The sequence below is a fragment of the Streptomyces sp. R41 genome, from assembly GCF_041053055.1.
Classification (GTDB): Bacteria; Actinomycetota; Actinomycetes; order Streptomycetales; family Streptomycetaceae; genus Streptomyces.
The window spans coordinates 9995838-10011209 of the sequence record NZ_CP163443.1 but is presented as its reverse complement, the minus strand read 5'-3'; the positions used below and the strand labels follow the sequence as shown (position 1 = coordinate 10011209).

At 68.9% G+C, this 15372-nt stretch carries 15 protein-coding genes; 10 read left to right on the top strand and 5 right to left on the bottom strand.

The window, feature by feature from the left end:
• The first annotated feature begins 125 nt into the window (after positions 1-125).
• Both AB5J53_RS45595 and AB5J53_RS45590 read left to right on the top strand, forming a co-directional pair.
• Positions 126-791, top strand: coding sequence for a histidine phosphatase family protein (locus AB5J53_RS45595; protein WP_369251449.1), 666 nt, complete (start codon positions 126-128; stop codon positions 789-791).
• 497 nt (positions 792-1288) lie between these two features.
• A complete protein-coding gene (locus AB5J53_RS45590; protein WP_369251448.1) occupies positions 1289-1594 on the top strand; it encodes a DUF2716 domain-containing protein in 306 nt (101 codons plus the stop codon).
• A gap of 387 nt (positions 1595-1981) precedes the next feature.
• Here the strand turns inward: AB5J53_RS45590 and AB5J53_RS45585 are convergent, their stop codons facing one another.
• From AB5J53_RS45585 to AB5J53_RS45565, 5 genes are all read right to left on the bottom strand, one after another.
• Entirely contained in the window at positions 1982-3142 is a 1161-nt protein-coding gene (locus AB5J53_RS45585; RefSeq protein WP_369251447.1) for a hypothetical protein, read from the bottom strand.
• Between the two features lie 177 nt (positions 3143-3319).
• Complete coding sequence (locus AB5J53_RS45580; protein WP_369251446.1) at positions 3320-3463, bottom strand: hypothetical protein; 144 nt, start codon at positions 3461-3463, stop codon at positions 3320-3322.
• Between the two features lie 155 nt (positions 3464-3618).
• Positions 3619-4431, bottom strand: coding sequence for a class I SAM-dependent methyltransferase (locus tag AB5J53_RS45575; RefSeq protein ID WP_369251445.1), 813 nt, complete (start codon positions 4429-4431; stop codon positions 3619-3621).
• Between the two features lie 191 nt (positions 4432-4622).
• The gene (locus tag AB5J53_RS45570; protein WP_369251444.1) at positions 4623-5594 is read right to left on the bottom strand and encodes a nitronate monooxygenase; all 972 of its coding nucleotides are present in this window, start codon (positions 5592-5594) and stop codon (positions 4623-4625) included.
• A gap of 176 nt (positions 5595-5770) precedes the next feature.
• A complete protein-coding gene (locus tag AB5J53_RS45565) occupies positions 5771-6019 on the bottom strand; it encodes a transposase (RefSeq protein WP_369251443.1) in 249 nt (82 codons plus the stop codon).
• A 68-nt stretch (positions 6020-6087) separates the two neighbouring features.
• Between AB5J53_RS45565 and AB5J53_RS45560 the strand changes: the two genes are divergently transcribed.
• The 8 genes from AB5J53_RS45560 (at position 6088) to AB5J53_RS45525 (ending at position 15152) form a co-directional block, all read left to right on the top strand.
• Positions 6088-6753 carry a class I SAM-dependent methyltransferase gene (locus AB5J53_RS45560; RefSeq protein WP_369251442.1) on the top strand — a complete coding sequence of 222 codons (666 nt, stop codon included), beginning with the start codon at positions 6088-6090 and terminating at the stop codon, positions 6751-6753.
• An 865-nt stretch (positions 6754-7618) separates the two neighbouring features.
• On the top strand, positions 7619-9148 hold the full coding sequence (locus tag AB5J53_RS45555; protein WP_369251441.1) for an APC family permease: 1530 nt from the start codon (positions 7619-7621) through the stop codon (positions 9146-9148).
• A 282-nt stretch (positions 9149-9430) separates the two neighbouring features.
• Positions 9431-10309, top strand: a complete 879-nt coding sequence (locus AB5J53_RS45550; RefSeq protein ID WP_369251440.1) for a hypothetical protein — start codon at positions 9431-9433, stop codon at positions 10307-10309.
• Positions 10310-10601: 292 nt separating this feature from the next.
• Entirely contained in the window at positions 10602-11402 is an 801-nt protein-coding gene (locus tag AB5J53_RS45545; protein ID WP_369252879.1) for a carbohydrate ABC transporter permease, read from the top strand.
• Positions 11399-12406 (top strand): zinc-dependent alcohol dehydrogenase family protein, encoded by a 1008-nt coding sequence (locus tag AB5J53_RS45540; protein ID WP_369251439.1) that lies wholly within the window; start codon positions 11399-11401, stop codon positions 12404-12406. The genes AB5J53_RS45545 and AB5J53_RS45540 overlap by 4 nt, the downstream gene beginning before the upstream one ends.
• Before the next feature lie 29 nt (positions 12407-12435).
• Positions 12436-13470, top strand: coding sequence for a zinc-binding dehydrogenase (locus tag AB5J53_RS45535; RefSeq protein WP_369251438.1), 1035 nt, complete (start codon positions 12436-12438; stop codon positions 13468-13470).
• A gap of 144 nt (positions 13471-13614) precedes the next feature.
• Entirely contained in the window at positions 13615-14418 is an 804-nt protein-coding gene (locus tag AB5J53_RS45530; protein ID WP_369251437.1) for a DeoR/GlpR family DNA-binding transcription regulator, read from the top strand.
• Complete coding sequence (locus AB5J53_RS45525) at positions 14415-15152, top strand: HAD family hydrolase (protein WP_369251436.1); 738 nt, start codon at positions 14415-14417, stop codon at positions 15150-15152. The genes AB5J53_RS45530 and AB5J53_RS45525 overlap by 4 nt, the downstream gene beginning before the upstream one ends.
• Positions 15153-15372 lie beyond the last annotated feature (220 nt).

Below are 15372 nucleotides of genomic sequence, written 5' to 3'. Positions count from 1 at the left end.
AAGCCCTTACGGGACACAACTTGCGCCGACGATTCCACGGCACCCACGGTTTCGACGGCCTCGCCCCATCCGGCGTCATGCCGGGCCAGGAAGGAGGCAAGCCGATGTCAGTCAGCCTGACATTCATGTGCACGCCAGCCGGGGACACCACCAGGGATGCGGTCTTCGGTGACGGTCTCCTCAGCGAGCGCGGCCTGCGTGAGGCACGTACCGCCCGCGCAACGCTCCCCCCGTACTCGCTGGCCATCCGCGCACCGTCGACCCGCTGCGCGCAGACCGCAGGTGCTCTCGGCCTGGAGACCACGCTCGAGCCCGCACTGCGCGACTTCGACTACGGCGTGTGGCGCGGCCGCACGCTCGGCGAAGTCGCCGCGGACGACCCCTATAGGTACGCGGCCTGGCTTACCGACCCGGATGCCGCGCCGCCCGGAGGCGAGTCCGTACGCCGGCTCTGCCGTCGGACCGCCGAGTGGCTGAGCAGTGTGCCGTCTGACACGGGCCGCGCATTGGTCATCACCGAACCAGCCGTTGTCCGGGCCTCGCTCGTCCATGCCCTGTCCGCACCAGCAACAGCCTTCTGGCATTTCGAGGTGCCACCCCTGTCCGCGGTCTCCCTCACATTGCGTGGTGGCCGCTGGCACGTTCGGCCCGGCCACGTCACCGCTGAAGGAGCCGGCACCAGTCGCGCAGTGCCTTTCGTACTGCCTCGTGACGCTGCACAGGGTCACACTGTGCTCCTGCTGGGCGACGCGGTGCGCGACGAGCGGTACGACCTCATCGCCCGGGTGTGACCCCCCGGCCACACCGGTCGGACAAGCGCGAACAGGCTGAGCGGCCCGGAGAACAGGGCCCTCGGCCCGGTCCTCAGGGACGGCTCCGGGCGGTTCCGGGCGGCTCACTGATCCGGTCTTGCTCGACGCGTCGCTCGGTCCGGGTGGTGGCCCTCGACTTCCTGCCGACGTGTGCGCGGCGCTGCCCGGCAAAGCGCCGCCGTGACCCCCAGGGACTACTCGAAGGCTACCGACTGCAACATCGAGATCCGTAACCACCCCCACAGCAGGCGGCGGTCGTGAGGAGCAGGCTGGAGTTCCGGGACGGAGGCGGCGCCTCCGGCCACATGCAGCGCGTCGCCGGCAACGGGCAGTTACATCTGCGTCCAGCGGGCGTTGAGGACGTACATCGACCACGGCCCTGGGAAGGAGGTGGGGATTTTCAAGGTTCTGTCAGCGATCTCGCGAGAGATGCACCTCCACGGGGTCATGTTGGGCTCGCTCAGTAGTCTCCGCGTGTGAAGAGCGAGTCTGTAACCGAGTTGCCGGAAGCCGAGTACCGAAGTGTCTGCGACCGCTTCTACGCGGAGTTCGCGTTCCGTCAGAGTGTTGACCCGGCCAAGTGGCCCGCTATCAAGGAGCTGGCGGACTCGATCACATGGAGCCTGGCGTCGCTGGATGAAGACCCGGGCTATGTGCGTCTCGAACGCTTCGTCACGCTTGTCGAACAGGGTCTGACTGACCGGGCTGCCCGTACGACGGTCCCTGGGGCGCCTGCTGTGCTTGCGGGGCGCGGTCGTCCCGGTCCCCGCGTCCGATCCTGAATCCAGCCACGTCATCGACCGTACCTGGTCCCGGACAGTGGTGTGCCGGGCCCGGTGTTCGGGCCCGGCACACCACCGACCTGTGACATCCCCCAAGGGACCGTCAGGGCCCGCCCGGGGACCCTCCGGGGGTTTCCCGGGTTTCCCGGCGGCGGCCACGGAAGCGTCGGCCGACCTCGGCTGTTGAGGTCCGAGCCGTACCGCGGGCTGCCCATCGTGAGATCCCGGTAGCCGCCGGGCCGAAGGAGAGTCCACCCGTCGTCGGGCCGGTGGCCGTGCCGCGCAGGGACCAGACCTGGCCTTCGCCGCACTTCTCGCCGAGACCGCCGACGGCCACACCACCCAGGATCAGCTTCTCCTTTTCGTTGTCACCGGTGTTCGCGAGTGCTACCAGCCGTGCCCGTGCTCCGGCTTCTCTTCGTGCGGATGGTGCGGTTTCGACGGCTTCTCGGGGTAGGCGGGCTTCTCCGGATACGCCGGATACGCGGGCTTCTCCGGGTAAGCAGGCTTCTCCGGCCTCGCCGGGTAGGCAGGCTTCTCCGGGTAGGCGGGCTTCTCCGGATACGCCGGATACGCGGGCTTCTCCGGATAGGCAGGCTTCTCCGGCCTCGCCGGGTACGCGGGCTTCTCCGGGTAGGCAGGCTTCTCCGGATACGCCGGATACGCGGGCTTCTCCGGGTAAGCAGGCTTCTCCGGCCTCGCCGGGTACGCGGGCTTCTCCGGGTAGGCAGGCTTCGCCGGATACGCCGGATACGCGGGCTTCTCCGGATAGGCAGGCTTCTCCGGCCTCGCCGGATACGCGGGCTTCTCCGGGTAAGCAGGCTTCTCCGGATACGCCGGGTAGGCAGGCTTCTCCGGGTAAGCGGGCTTCTCCGGCCTCGCCGGATACGCAGGCTTCTCCGGGTAAGCAGGCCTCTCCGGATACGCCGGATACGCGGGCTTCTCCGGGTAAGCAGGCTTCTCCGGCCTCGCCGGATACGCAGGCTTCTCCGGGTAAGCAGGCCTCTCCGGATACGCCGGATACGCGGGCTTCTCCGGGTAAGCAGGCTTCTCCGGCCTCGCCGGATACGCAGGCTTCTCCGGATAGGCAGGCTTCTCCGGATACGCCGGATACGCGGGCTTTTCCGGATAGGCAGGCTTCTCCGGCCTCGCCGGGTAGGCGGGCTTCTCCGGGTAAGCGGGCCTCTCCGGATACGCCGGATACGCGGGCTTCTCCGGGTAGGCAGGCTTCTCCGGCCTCGCCGGATACGCGGGCTTCTGAGGGTAAGCGGGCCTCTCCGGATACGCCGGATACGCGGGCTTCTCCGGATAGGCAGGCTTCTCCGGCCTCGCCGGATACGCGGGCTTCTCCGGATACGCAGGCTTCATCGGGTAGGCGGGCTTCTCCGGATACGCCGGGTGAGCAAGCTTCTCCGGATACGGCGGGTGCGGAGTGGTGTGGTCCTGAGCGTAGGCGGTCCCCGCGTTCGCCAGCGGGGCTGCAGCGAGCGCGGCAGCAGCCACGGCGGCTGACGCCAGAACAGATCGCCATCGCGGCGATGTCGTCAATTTCTCCACTCTCCTCGACTTGGTTCAGGGATCGTGACGGTTGGTCAGCACCAAGAGCTGGATAGTGGAATGAATAGGAAATCGGTTTACATGCATAACGCTGCGGCGGTCATAAGCCACCGGATGGTGTAGCGCGTGGACGCCAGTTGGCCCGGATGCCGCTCGATCCGAAGCAGCTCAGCCGGATTGCGTCTCCAGGAGATCCCGTCGCTGTCCGTGAAGTCCATGGCCTATGGACGACCACAGGTCGTCGCCGTTGCCGCGGACCCCGGCGAGGCGGCCGGACTCGATCAGCGTGCCGTCGAGTATCACGTGCGTCATACACGTGGCGTGGGACGCCGAGCGTGGCAGCACAGGTGACCGAAGTGAGGCCTCTGGCTCAGCAGACGATCTTGTGGGAGAGACCTGTCCTACCAGGGGCTTCACATCTGTCCGAGCACGGCCCCGCATATCCGGTCCGCGCTGGATCGAGTGGTTCAAGCCTTCTCGGCGCGGATCGAATAGGTGAGAGGGATGCGCGGAGCGCCCTCAGGATGCCGGTAGATGTCGCCGTCGTGGCGCTCAAGCGACTGGCGTTGGAGGTAGAAGGTGTGGTCGTGCTCGTGGAGGAACCGGATCCGTAGCCCAGCTCCGGCGATCGCCGAGACGACGGTCGACAGACTGTGCCGCCACTCGACGGTCTCGTCGTGCTCGGTCATGGCCGACTCGTCGGCGTAGGTGCCAGGGCCTCCCGAGACCTCCGGACCTTCATCGAAGTAGTCGTGCGTGACCGTGCTTCCGGTCTCGTCGTCGAGGACGAAGCTGAAGGGATGGAACTCCGCGAGGTACAGGCACCCAGCGGGAGCGAGTAGTTCAGCGACCACCGACGCCCAGCGGCTGATGTCCGGAAGCCAGTTCAGCGCCCCGAAGCTGGCGTAGACAATGTCGAAGGTCTCCCCCTCGACCACCGAGACCGCGTCGTAGACGTCCGCGGTCAGAAAGCGTGCGTCGATGCCGAGTTCGGTCGCAAGTAGTGAAGCCGCTTCGATCGCGGGTGGAGAGAAGTCCAGCCCGGTGACCTGTGCTCCCCGTGCCGCCCACGACAGCGTGTCCCGACCGAAGTGGCACTGCAGATGGATCAGGCGCTTGCCCCTGACATCCCCCACCTCGGCCGTCTCGAAGTCCTTCAGCGAATCGGGCCGGGCGCGGAACCCCTCCATGTCGTAGAAGGCCCCGCTCAGATGAATGGGCACCCGCTCGTCCCAGTACGCCTTGTTCAACTCCCGCCAGCGCCCTGCCAGGTCACCCATGAATCCGGACGATACATGGCGGCGGACTGGCGCACTACGCTGCCGGACGCCACCCATTCGGTGGCCACCAACAGCTCGAACGGCTCTCGAAATTCCGACTCCGGACGCATGTGCGGGGACAGCTCCACCAACTGCCGGATGGCCCGTGGGCGGTGGGGACCGGCCGTGCCCGAGCCTGGCGGGCGTTTCGGTCAGTGTCTTCCCGCTCGCTTCAGGGCGTCCTCGGCCTGGGCGGCCAGGGCGACGACGAGATCGGCGGCGGGGGGCAGGTCGGTGATGAGGTCGACCGCCTCGCCGGCCCAGACCGGCAGCGGGGGCACCTCTCCCCGTGCCACATCTTCTTGATATGCCCGTTGCGCCTGGCGATCGGCGGCGAGTTCCGCTTCCCGGCCGCGCCATTGGTCAAGGTAGCGATGGCCCAGGGTGCGAGCGGTGTACCGCGAGGGCCACTGGGAGCTGCGGGCGATGTCCAGGACGCGGTTGCGCTCGGTGTCCTGTCCGCGTCCCTCGACGAGCGCGGTGGCGATCGACGGATGGACCAGGGCCTCTGCCGTGGCCTGGAAGCGGGTTCCGATGACCGCGCCCGCGGCCCCCAGGGCCAGGGCCGCGGCCACACCGCGGCCGTCGGCGATCCCGCCGGCCGCCAGCACCGGCACGGGTGCCGCCAGGTCCACCACCAGCGGCACGAACGGCAAGGTCGAGCGTCCATGCCGGGCTCCATGGCCACCGCTTTCAGTGCCCTGCGCCACGATGACGTCGGCGCCCAGGTCCACCGCCTGCCGCGCTTCCTCCAGGTCGGTGACCTGAACGATCAGCGCCGCACCTGCCTGGCGGATGCGCTCGGCGAACGGGCTCGGATCCCCGAACGACAACATCACCGCCCGCGGACTGTGCTCCAGCACCCGCTCCACCACGCCCGCGTCGATCGCCCAGGTCTGGAAACCGACACCCCAAGGCCCGGTGCCCCGGCTCACGATGGGAAGCTCACGGGCCAGCCAGTCCGGATCCCCATTCCCGGCACCCAGCAGCCCTAGCCCGCCGCCGCGCGAGACAGCCGCCGCCAGCTCGCCACCGGCCGAACCCCCCATCGGCGCCAGCGCGATCGGATGCCGCACACCGAACAACTTCGTGAACCCCGTCGCCAACGTCATGACCACCATCATGACCCTGGCCGTCACCGAGGAGCAGCCCTCAGGACTCTTGCCACACGAATCACTCACTGTGCACATTCACGGCCAGATGGCTCCCCGCCAAGTGGCCGCGAGCGGGGAACACAACGGGCCACCGATACTCACGGCGTCAACGCGCCGACGGCATCTCCCCCAACTCGCCCAGCAGTTCAGCGGCGGGTGGCCGAGGGCCGCTTGACGACCTCCAGCCAGATCCCCAACGCGGCACCGTGGTTGGACACACGCCCCTGATAACCCCCGTCGGCCCAGACCTTCGTCACAGGCGGACGGGCCGCCGTCGGCTCGGTCGGCAACTGCCTACCGCCTGTCGAGTCGTGAACCGATGCGGCCGTGTCAATGACGGCCAGGACCAGGCCGAGGGTGTCCATGATCAGATGCGGCTTGCAAGAACATCCCAAAGCACCAACTACGTAGATCAGATGCCCTCCAAGGCTGACCTGCGCAGAGAACCGAGAGGCGGACAACCGTGGCGGACGACGGGCAGGAGTTGGGCGAGGCCCAGCGGGCGCACTGGCAGCAGACGTATACCGCCCACCCGGGCATGTACGGCGAGCAACCCTCCGCCCCCGCGGTCCACGCCGCCGCCGTCTTCCGAGCGGTCGGGGCAACCGATGTGCTGGAGCTGGGCGCCGGCCACGGCCGCGACGCCCTGTACTTCGCACGCGAGGGCTTCACCGTCCGGGCCACCGACTTCAGCCCGGTCGGCCTGGAGCAGCTGCGCGGCTCCGCCCGGGACCAGGGCGTCGCCGGGCGGGTCACCACCGTGGTGCACGACGTGCGTGAGCCCCTGCCGCTGCCCGACGACTCGGTGGACGCGGTCTTCGCGCACATGCTGCTGTGCATGGCGCTGTCCACCGGGGAGATCCATGCTGCGGTCGGCGAGATCCGCCGAGTTCTGCGGCCGGGCGGCGTTTTCGTCTACACCGTCCGCCATACCGGAGACGCCCACTACGGCGCCGGAACCTCCCATGGCGACGACATCTACGAACACGGCGGCTTTGCCGTGCACTTCTTCCCTCGCGATCTGGTCGAGGCCCTCGCCGACGGCTGGAGCTTGGAAGAGGTCCACGCGTTCGAGGAAGGTGACCTGCCCCGTCGCCTGTGGCGCATCACCCAGACCCTGCCCCGCTGACGCCGTCAGACAGTCGGCGCCGGGCGTCACCGTCTACGGCAGCCCCCGGATGGCGCAGCCGGTACGGGAGATCGCCGGGCTTGGCGGGGCAGGACAGGCGGCAGTCAACGGCTTCGGGTTGTGCCGCGCCGCCGTTGTGCGGGCGGAGGCGGAGAGAACGTGTCTTCCTCGTCTTCCAGGGGCGACAGGTCGACGGTGTAGCGCGGCTGGAGAAACAGATCACTGTACTGCGGCACAGCCGGCGAGCCTGATGCGTTCTGTACGGGACGCGCGGGATCGCGGTAAGGAGAGTCAGGCATGCACAACCATCCGGAGTCGGGAGCCGCGCGGATTCGTTGCGGAGCCGTCGACCGGTGACCACCGGTATGTGTTTGCCCCGCGCGCGGCAGCCCCATTAGATCCTATGAGCGACGGGCAGGACGTCAGTGCGCGGCGTGAGGAGCGATACAGACGGGAGATCCGCTCCCCTGCGCCGACGTTTGCCCCCCCCACGGGCCCAACCGGCCGGTCTTCGCCATCTCCGCATCAGCACGACGAGTGGTCGGATCGGGGACCCCAGCATCACCTGACGCGCCGACGGCCGCACAAGGCGATCCTGCCGTGGCTCGGCGGCTGTCACTTGCCGTCTCCCGGTCCTGAGACGTCCCGGAGCGACTCGCGCTGCCACTCTCATAAAACGGAATCAGGGGTAACAGCAGCCCTGGGCAACGGTTGCTGCTGTCACTCCCATGTTTCGGTGCGGTTTCCGTTGCATTCGGGCGAAGAAGCGATGGTCAAGACTTGTACACGAACGCTTGTGGGCTTTTGCGGCGGCGGCGATCATTGGCCGGATCCCGCCCGTACCACGAGCACGCAGGAGCTCCCGGTGGCCGCTGACCAAATAACTTACGAGCCGGCAGACACGTCGGCAGCAGCCCAGACGGAGCGACAGAAGCTGCGCAAGCACTTCGGCCGCTTCGACATCCTTTTCTTCCTCCTCTGCACCATCGTCGGCGTGGACACCATCGGCACCGTGGCCTCGTCCGGTGCCGAGGCGTTCACCTGGCTCATCGTGCTGGCCGTCGTGTTCTTCGTGCCCTCCGCGCTGCTGACCGCCGAACTCGGGGCCGCGTTCTCCGACGAGGGCGGTCCCTACATCTGGACCAGCCGGGCCTTCGGGCGCCTCACCGGTGCCGTCAACAACTTCCTGTACTGGATCACCAATCCGGTGTGGCTCGGCGGCACGCTCTCCGTCTCCGCCGTCACGGCCTACACCACCTTCTTCAACGACGGTAAGGACCTGTGCACCCCGGCCTTCTACGCCTTCACCCTCGTGTTCGTCTGGGTGGGCGTGCTCGCCGCGATCCTCTCCTTCGACGTCGGCAAGTGGATTCCCACCGTGGGCGCCTGGAGCCGTTTCGTCCTCCTCGGCCTCTTCACCGTCACCGTCGTGGTGTACGGCATCAAGCACGGCCTGCACGGATTCGGGATCGGCGACTTCTCCCCGACGTACGTGGGATTCGTCGGCCTGGTTCCCGTCCTGATGTTCAACTATGTCGGTTTCGAGCTGCCCAACACCGCGGGCGACGAGATGACCGACGCCCAGAAGGACGTGCCCTTCGCCATCTTCCGCAGCGCCTTCCTCGCCGTTCTGCTGTACGCGCTGCCGATCCTCGGCATCCTGCTCGTCCTGCCAGTCAAGGCCATTACCGGCCTCGGCGGATTCATCGACGCGATCCGGCAGGTCTTCACCGTGTACGGCGGCCACGTCGCCGCCGACGGCACCGCCACGCTCAGCGGCGCGGGCAGCCTGCTCGGGGACCTCGCCGCGATCATGTTCATCCTCACGGTGCTGTCCTCCGGCGTCACTTGGGTCATGGGCTCCGACCGCGCCCTCGCCGTCTCCGGCTATGACGGCGCCGCGCCCCGGTTCCTCGGCGTCATCTCCAGTCGGTTCGGCACCCCGGTACGGGTCAACATCCTCAGCGGCGTGGTCTCCACCGTCGTCCTGGTGCTGGCCCACGAACTGACCGACGGCAGTGCCGCCAAGCTCTTCGGCGCCGTCCTCGGCCTAGCCGTCTCCACCACCCTCGTCAGCTACCTGGGCATCTTCCCGGCCCTCGCCGTACTGCGCCGCAAGGCCCCGGACGTCCCCCGCCCGTACAAGGCGCCCTTCCCCCGCACCATCAGCGTGGTGCTCACCCTGCTCGTCCTGTTCGCCAGCGTGCAGCTGGTCGCCCCCGGACTCGGCGACCACTGGTTCGGCTCCGACTACGCGCCGGACGGCTGGAGTTACGGCGAGCGCTGGAAGTACCTGCTGACGGAGGCCGTCCCGCTCGTCGGCTTCATGCTCCTCGGCGTGCTCTTCTGGGCACTGGGCAAGCCGACCCGTGCTTCACTTGCCGCCGAGGAGTAGCACACAGCGCCTCCGCCCGGCTCAGCCAGGGGTGCCCCGCGTCAGCACCCCTGGCGAGGTCGAAAAGAGCTGAGTCATACAGCCGCCTGACGACCGGTCATGTGAATCGAGGAGCCACACGGCACGCTCCCGAAATGGACGGGCATGTCGACCAGCGAGCGGCAACGGCTGGTCGATATGCCCGTCAACGCCTTGCTCAGACAGGACCGGAGCCCTACGATTCCCAGGCTTCTGCTGTCCGATTCGCACTGATCATCACTGGCGCAACGTTTTGGGGGAAACGTGAACGACCGCGCATTCGTGATCTGGAAAGGACACGGCTCAGACCAGGGCATCTACTCGGCGCGCAACGACCATGGCACGGACTTCAACAACGCCCGGCGGGTGAGCTGGTTCGCCGGCAGCCGCGGGATCGCCGCGGTGGTCGAGCCACTCGGGCACGGGATCCGCGCCGCATGGCGGGGAGCGGACAACGACAACCGGATCTGGACCGCCGGGGCGAACTTCACCGGCGATGTCTGGGGCGATCAGTCCCTTCCGACCGGGGTGCCCCGCACCGAAGACCGGCCGGCACTCGGTGTGCTCGGCGAGCGGGTGGTCATGGCGTGGCGCGGGGCCGGCCAGGACGAGCACATCTGGTACTCCGTGCTCGGGCCCGGCGGCTGGACCCCGCAGCAGCTGGCCGGCGACGGGACGGCGAGCTCGAGCCACGGGCCGGCGCTGGCCCAGCACGACGGCCGCCTCGTCATGGCGTGGAAGGGTTCCGGCGGCAATCAGAACCTCTACTGGTGCACGTACGACGGCCAGTCCTGGACCGCGCCGAAGGCGTTTCCCGGCGGTTCGACCCACGGTCCGGCGCTGGCCTCGAACGGCGCGGTTCTGGTGATGGCGTGGAAGGGTTCCGGCGACGACGACAGGCTCTGGCGGGCCGGCTACGGCAACGGCGGTTGGTCGGCCCAGCAGCTCGCCATCGGCCGGTCCAGCCACGGCCCCGCGCTGGGGCGACTGGACAAACGCGTCGTGATGGTGTGGAAGGGGGCGTACGGCGACGAGCGGCTGTGGTGGACGCCGGACAGCTTCCGCACCCAGCAGCCGGTGCGTGACGGGTATACCAGCAGCAACACCCCCGCGGTTGTCGCCCTGAACTTCGCCGACCTGTGAGCCCGGCGGCGCCCACTGCGTCGCGATAGGACTGTTCGCTCCGTGGAGCCAGGTGGCTTCCTGCACAACGGACGGTGCAATACCCCCTCACCGCCGGCGGCCTCGCAACGTGACGCCTCTGCCCCGGTGCTGGCATCCCAGCCCGATAACCGGATCGACCCGGCTGCCGGGCGGGCCGGCGAAAGGATCTGCCGATCGGCGTCCGATGGCAGGGAGTTCACACCTGTCGCGCTCCCGGTCGGCACCCCCGCAGGCACGCAGCTCGCCGACCTGATCGTCCGGTGCGCCCCGGCTGTCGCCCCTGTGGACCTTCGTCGCCTGGCTGGCCACGCTGGCGTTCTTCGCGCCGGTGGCGTGGATGGTGCTCACCTCCTTCCACCAGGAGGCGGACGCGGCGACCAACCCGCCGACCCCCTTCGCCCCGCTCACCTTCGACCAGTACAAACTGCTGTTCAGCCGGGACATCACCCCCTTCCTCCTCAACTCGGCCATGGCCAGCGTCATTTCGACCCTGCTGGTCCTCCTGCTGGCGGTGCCGACGGCCTACGCGCTGTCCATCAAGCCGGTCGAGAAGTGGACCGACGTGATGTTCTTCTTCCTCTCAACGAAGTTCCTGCCGGCCATCGCGGCCCTGCTGCCGGTGTATCTGATCGTCAAGGACATCGGGATGCTGGACAACGTATGGACGCTGATCGTCCTCTACACCGCCATGAACCTTCCGATCGCGGTGTGGATGATGCGCTCCTTCCTCGCCGAGGTCCCCAAGGAAATCCTGGAGGCGGCCGAGGTCGACGGCGCGGGCCTCCTCACCGTCCTCTGGCGGGTCTTCGCACCGGTCGCCATGCCCGGACTCGCCGCCACCTCACTGATCTGCTTCATCTTCAGCTGGAACGAGTTCATGTTCGCCGTCAACCTCACCGCGACACAGGCGTCCACCGCACCGGTCTTCCTCGTCGGCTTCATCACCAACGAGGGCCTGTTCCTGGCCCGGCTGTGCGCGGCGGCCACACTGGTGTCGCTGCCCGTCCTCATCGCCGGATTCGCCGCCCAGGACAAACTCGTCCGCGGCCTGTCCCTGGGAGCCGTGAAGTGAGGGCGGCCGTCATCGCGGCACCGGCCAAGGTGGAACTCGCCACCGTCGACGACCCGGCCCCCGGCCCCCGCGAGGTCGTCGTCCAGGTGACCGCGTGCGGGCTGTGCGGTACCGACCTGCACATCCTGCAGGGCGAGCACGCGCCCAGCCTGCCGATCGTCCCCGGCCACGAGTTCGCCGGGGAAGTCGTCGCCGTCGGCTCCCGGGTGACCGAGGTGACGGTGGGCGCCCGCGTCGCGGTCGACCCGAACCTGTACTGCTCCGAGTGCCACTACTGCCGCCTCGGCCGTAACAACCTGTGCGAGCGGTACGCGGCCATCGGCGTCACCCACCCCGGCGCCGCCGCCGAGTTCGTGGCCGCGCCGGTCGCCAACTGCGTGCTGCTCCCCGACGGCGTACGCACCGAGGACGCGGCCCTGATCGAACCGCTGTCCTGTGCGGTACGCGGCTACGACGTCCTGCGCAGCCGTCTCGCCTCCCGCGTGCTCGTCTACGGCACCGGAACCATGGGGCTGATGATGCTTCAGCTCGCCAAGGCCACCGGCGCCGCGAGCGTCGACGTCGTCGACATCAACGCCGAACGCCTGGCCACGGCACGGCAGTTGGGTTGCTCCGCCGGTGCCACGTCCGCCGACGAGCTCGACCGACCGCCCTACGGCTGGGATCTGGTCGTCGACGCCACCGGCAACGCCCAGGCCATCCAGGACGCCCTCGGCCGGGTCGGCAAGGGCGGTACGTACCTGCAGTTCCCGGCCGCCTCCCCCGCCGCCCGCGCGACCGTCGAGCCGTACAAGATCTACAACCAGGAGATCACGATCACCGGCTCCATGGCCGTCCTGCACAGCTTCGAACGCGCCGCGGACCTCTTCGCCACCGGCGTCATCGACCCGGACGTCTTCATCAGCGACCGCCTCCCCCTGGCGGCGTTCCCGGACGCGATCGCCCGCTTCCAGGCGGGCCTCGGCCGCAAGATCCAGATCCAGCCCGGCCTCGCCACCGCGTGAACGCCCGAACCGAACGGAACTCCGCCACCATGACCGAGCAGATTCGCCGCGTTCTCGTCCGCTCTCTCGACGACATCACCATCGAGCAGGTGCCCGCACCCGTTCCCGAGGACGACGAACTCCTCGTCCGCACCACGGTCGTCGGGGTGTGCGGCTCCGACACCCATGCGGCGGCCGGCCACCATCCCTTCATAGACCTCCCTTACCGCCCGGGTCACGAGGCGGTGGGTGTCGTCGCCGCGCCAGGGAGGGGAGCCGAGGATTTCGCGCCCGGCGACCGGGTGATCATCGAACCCAACCTGTACTGCGGCCGGTGCCCCCAGTGCCGCTCCGGCCGCTACAACATCTGCCAGGAGCTGAAGGTCTTCGGCTGCCAGACGCCCGGCGCCATGACCGACCTGTTCACCATCCCGGCCGACCGCGTCCACCGCGTCCCCGACGGCATGACCGACATCGAGGCCGCCCTCGTCGAGCCCCTGGCCACCCCGGTGCACGCCGTGGCGAAGGCCGGTGATCTCACCGGCCGCACGGTCGCGGTATTCGGCGCCGGCCCCATCGGCCTGCTCACCCTCCTCGCCGCCCGGCACGCGGGCGCCGCCCGGATCGCCGTCACCGACCTGCTGGACGGCAAGCGGCAGAGGGCGCTGCGCCTCGGCGCCGACATGGCCCTGCCCGCCGACGCCCCCGACCTGGTCGAGCAGGCCCACGCGGCGCTCGGCGGTCCGGTCGACGTCGTCTTCGACTGCGTGTCGCGGGAGCAGTCCATGGCCCAGGCCACCGAGCTGGTGGCCAAGGGCGGCCGCATCGTGGTGGTGGGTGTGGGCGCCGCCGGCCCCACCCCGATCCGTCTGGACCTGGTCCAGGACCGGGAGATCCGTATCGAGGGCACCCTGATGTACACCGGCGAGGACTACCGCAACGCGATGTCCCTGATCGCCTCGGGTGCCGTCGACACCGCCGAGATCGTCACCGCCACCTATCCGCTGGAGGACGCCGCCAAGGCTTTCGCCGCATCCGTCGACCCCGAGCAGGTCAAGGTGCTGGTCACGGTTGACGGTCAATAGGCCCGCGGCCGCACAGGTATGTACGTCGTACGCCGCAGCCGTCGCCGCACGGCAGACCCGAGGTCCGGGGGCCGGACGGGCCCCGGACCCCACCGGCCCGTGTGCGAAACTGCGAGACCGGAGCAACCGGGAAGGAGGGGCGCTGTGACCGCCCGTACGCGACTGTCACAGGCCGCCGTCGAGGAGCGGCGCCAGGCCGTGCTGCGGTACGTCGCCGAACACGGCGAGACCCGCATCGACGACCTCGCCCAGCACTTCGACGTCAGTCTGATGACCATGCACCGGGACCTGGACGACCTCGCCGGGCGGCATCTGCTGCGCAAGGAGCGTGGACGGGCCGTCGCCTTCCCAGCCCTCACCATGGAGACGGCCACCCGCTTCCGTGAGAACAGCGCACTCGCGGCCAAGAACGCGCTGTGCGCCGCCGTCGCCGAGCGGATCAGGCCGGGCAGCACGGTGCTGATGGACGACTCGACCACCCTGTTCCCCCTGGTGCCCGCGCTGGCCCGGCTGGACCAGCTCCACGTCGTCACCAACTCCGTCGGCCTCGCGCAGCGTCTCGGGTCCGCGCCCGGCGTGAGCGTCACCCTGCTGGGCGGCCACTACGGCGGCGACTTCAACTCCTGCACCGGTCCCACCGTCACGCGCGCTCTGTCCCGGATACGGGCCGACGTCGCCCTGATGTCCGCCACCGCCGTCCTGGAGGGCCGTCTCTTCCACCCCCTGAACGACTACGTCGAGGTGAAGCTGGCCATGCTCGCCTCCGCCGAACAGGCGCTGCTCCTCGCGGACCACTCCAAGTTCGGCGCCGCCACGTACGCGTACGGCACCGTGGCCGACTACCACGCCGTCATCACCGACACCGGCACCCCCGAGGCGGAACTCGCGGCCATACGCGAACTCGGAGTCCCCGTCGAGACGGTCGAACCCGAAGAGCCCTCCCTGTGATCCATACCCTGTTCGAAACACCGAGCGCCTTCCACCCCAGCGACGCCGAGATGGCCGCGCCCGTGCCCCCGGTCCAGGCCGTGCTGTTCGACTTCAGCAACACCATCTTCCAGATGATCGACCTGGAGACGTGGCTGCACCGGGTGGGCGCCGCGTGCGGCCGCCTCGCCGTGTTGGAAGAGCCCGGCGCGGTGGCCGAGATCTGCGACCAGTTGCGCGCGGCCTTCCGGCTGCCCTCCGTCGTCGCCCTCCAAGAAGGCCGGGACCTCACTTCCGACCAGCACCGCCGCGCCATGCGGGGCTGGTGGGAGCAGGTGGACTTCCTGCGCGGCGCGGAGGAGGCCGCCTACCGGGAACTCACCGCCCCGGACGCCTGGGTCCCCTATCCCGACACCGAACCCGTCCTGCGCGCCCTGCGCGAACGCGGACTGAGCATCGCCATCGTCAGCGACTTCGCCTGGGACCTGCGCACCCACCTCGCCCACCACGGGCTGGACGCTTTGATCGACACCTGCGTCATCTCCTACGAGCAGGGCCGCGAAAAGCCCGACCCGCAGCTCTTCCTCAAAGCCTGCGCCGACCTCGGCACCGACCCTCGCGCCACCCTCATGGTCGGCGACAACCCGGTCCGCGACGGCGGCGCGACCGCCTGCGGCCTGCGCACCTACATCCTGCCGGCGGAACACCGCACCGGCGAGCGCGGCCTGACGGACGTGCTGCGGCTGGTGACCTGACAGCAGTGGTCGGCGCCAGCGCACGGTCCCACCCCGGTATCCCAAGGGATCCCTTGGGATACCGGGGAACGCAGTCCGCGGCCATCGGACGCCAGCACCGTTCCGCCGCAGATCAGCAAGGCTCCCGCCTCTGGATCATCCGAGCTTCCCAAGCTGGGGGGCCAACACGGGGGTGTCCGACAGATGACACGCCTGGCGTGAGCCGCCGACGGCAAGCGCG

Excerpts from the sequence above, each read along its gene's own strand:
- AB5J53_RS45595 (WP_369251449.1), top strand. The coding sequence starts at position 126 with ATGTGCACGCCAGCCGGGGACACCACCAGGGATGCGGTCTTCGGTGAC.
- AB5J53_RS45580 (WP_369251446.1), bottom strand. The coding sequence starts at position 3,463 with ATGACGCACGTGATACTCGACGGCACGCTGATCGAGTCCGGCCGCCTC.
- AB5J53_RS45575 (WP_369251445.1), bottom strand. The coding sequence starts at position 4,431 with ATGGGTGACCTGGCAGGGCGCTGGCGGGAGTTGAACAAGGCGTACTGG.
- AB5J53_RS45570 (WP_369251444.1), bottom strand. The coding sequence starts at position 5,594 with ATGATGGTGGTCATGACGTTGGCGACGGGGTTCACGAAGTTGTTCGGT.
- AB5J53_RS45535 (WP_369251438.1), top strand. The coding sequence starts at position 12,436 with ATGACCGAGCAGATTCGCCGCGTTCTCGTCCGCTCTCTCGACGACATC.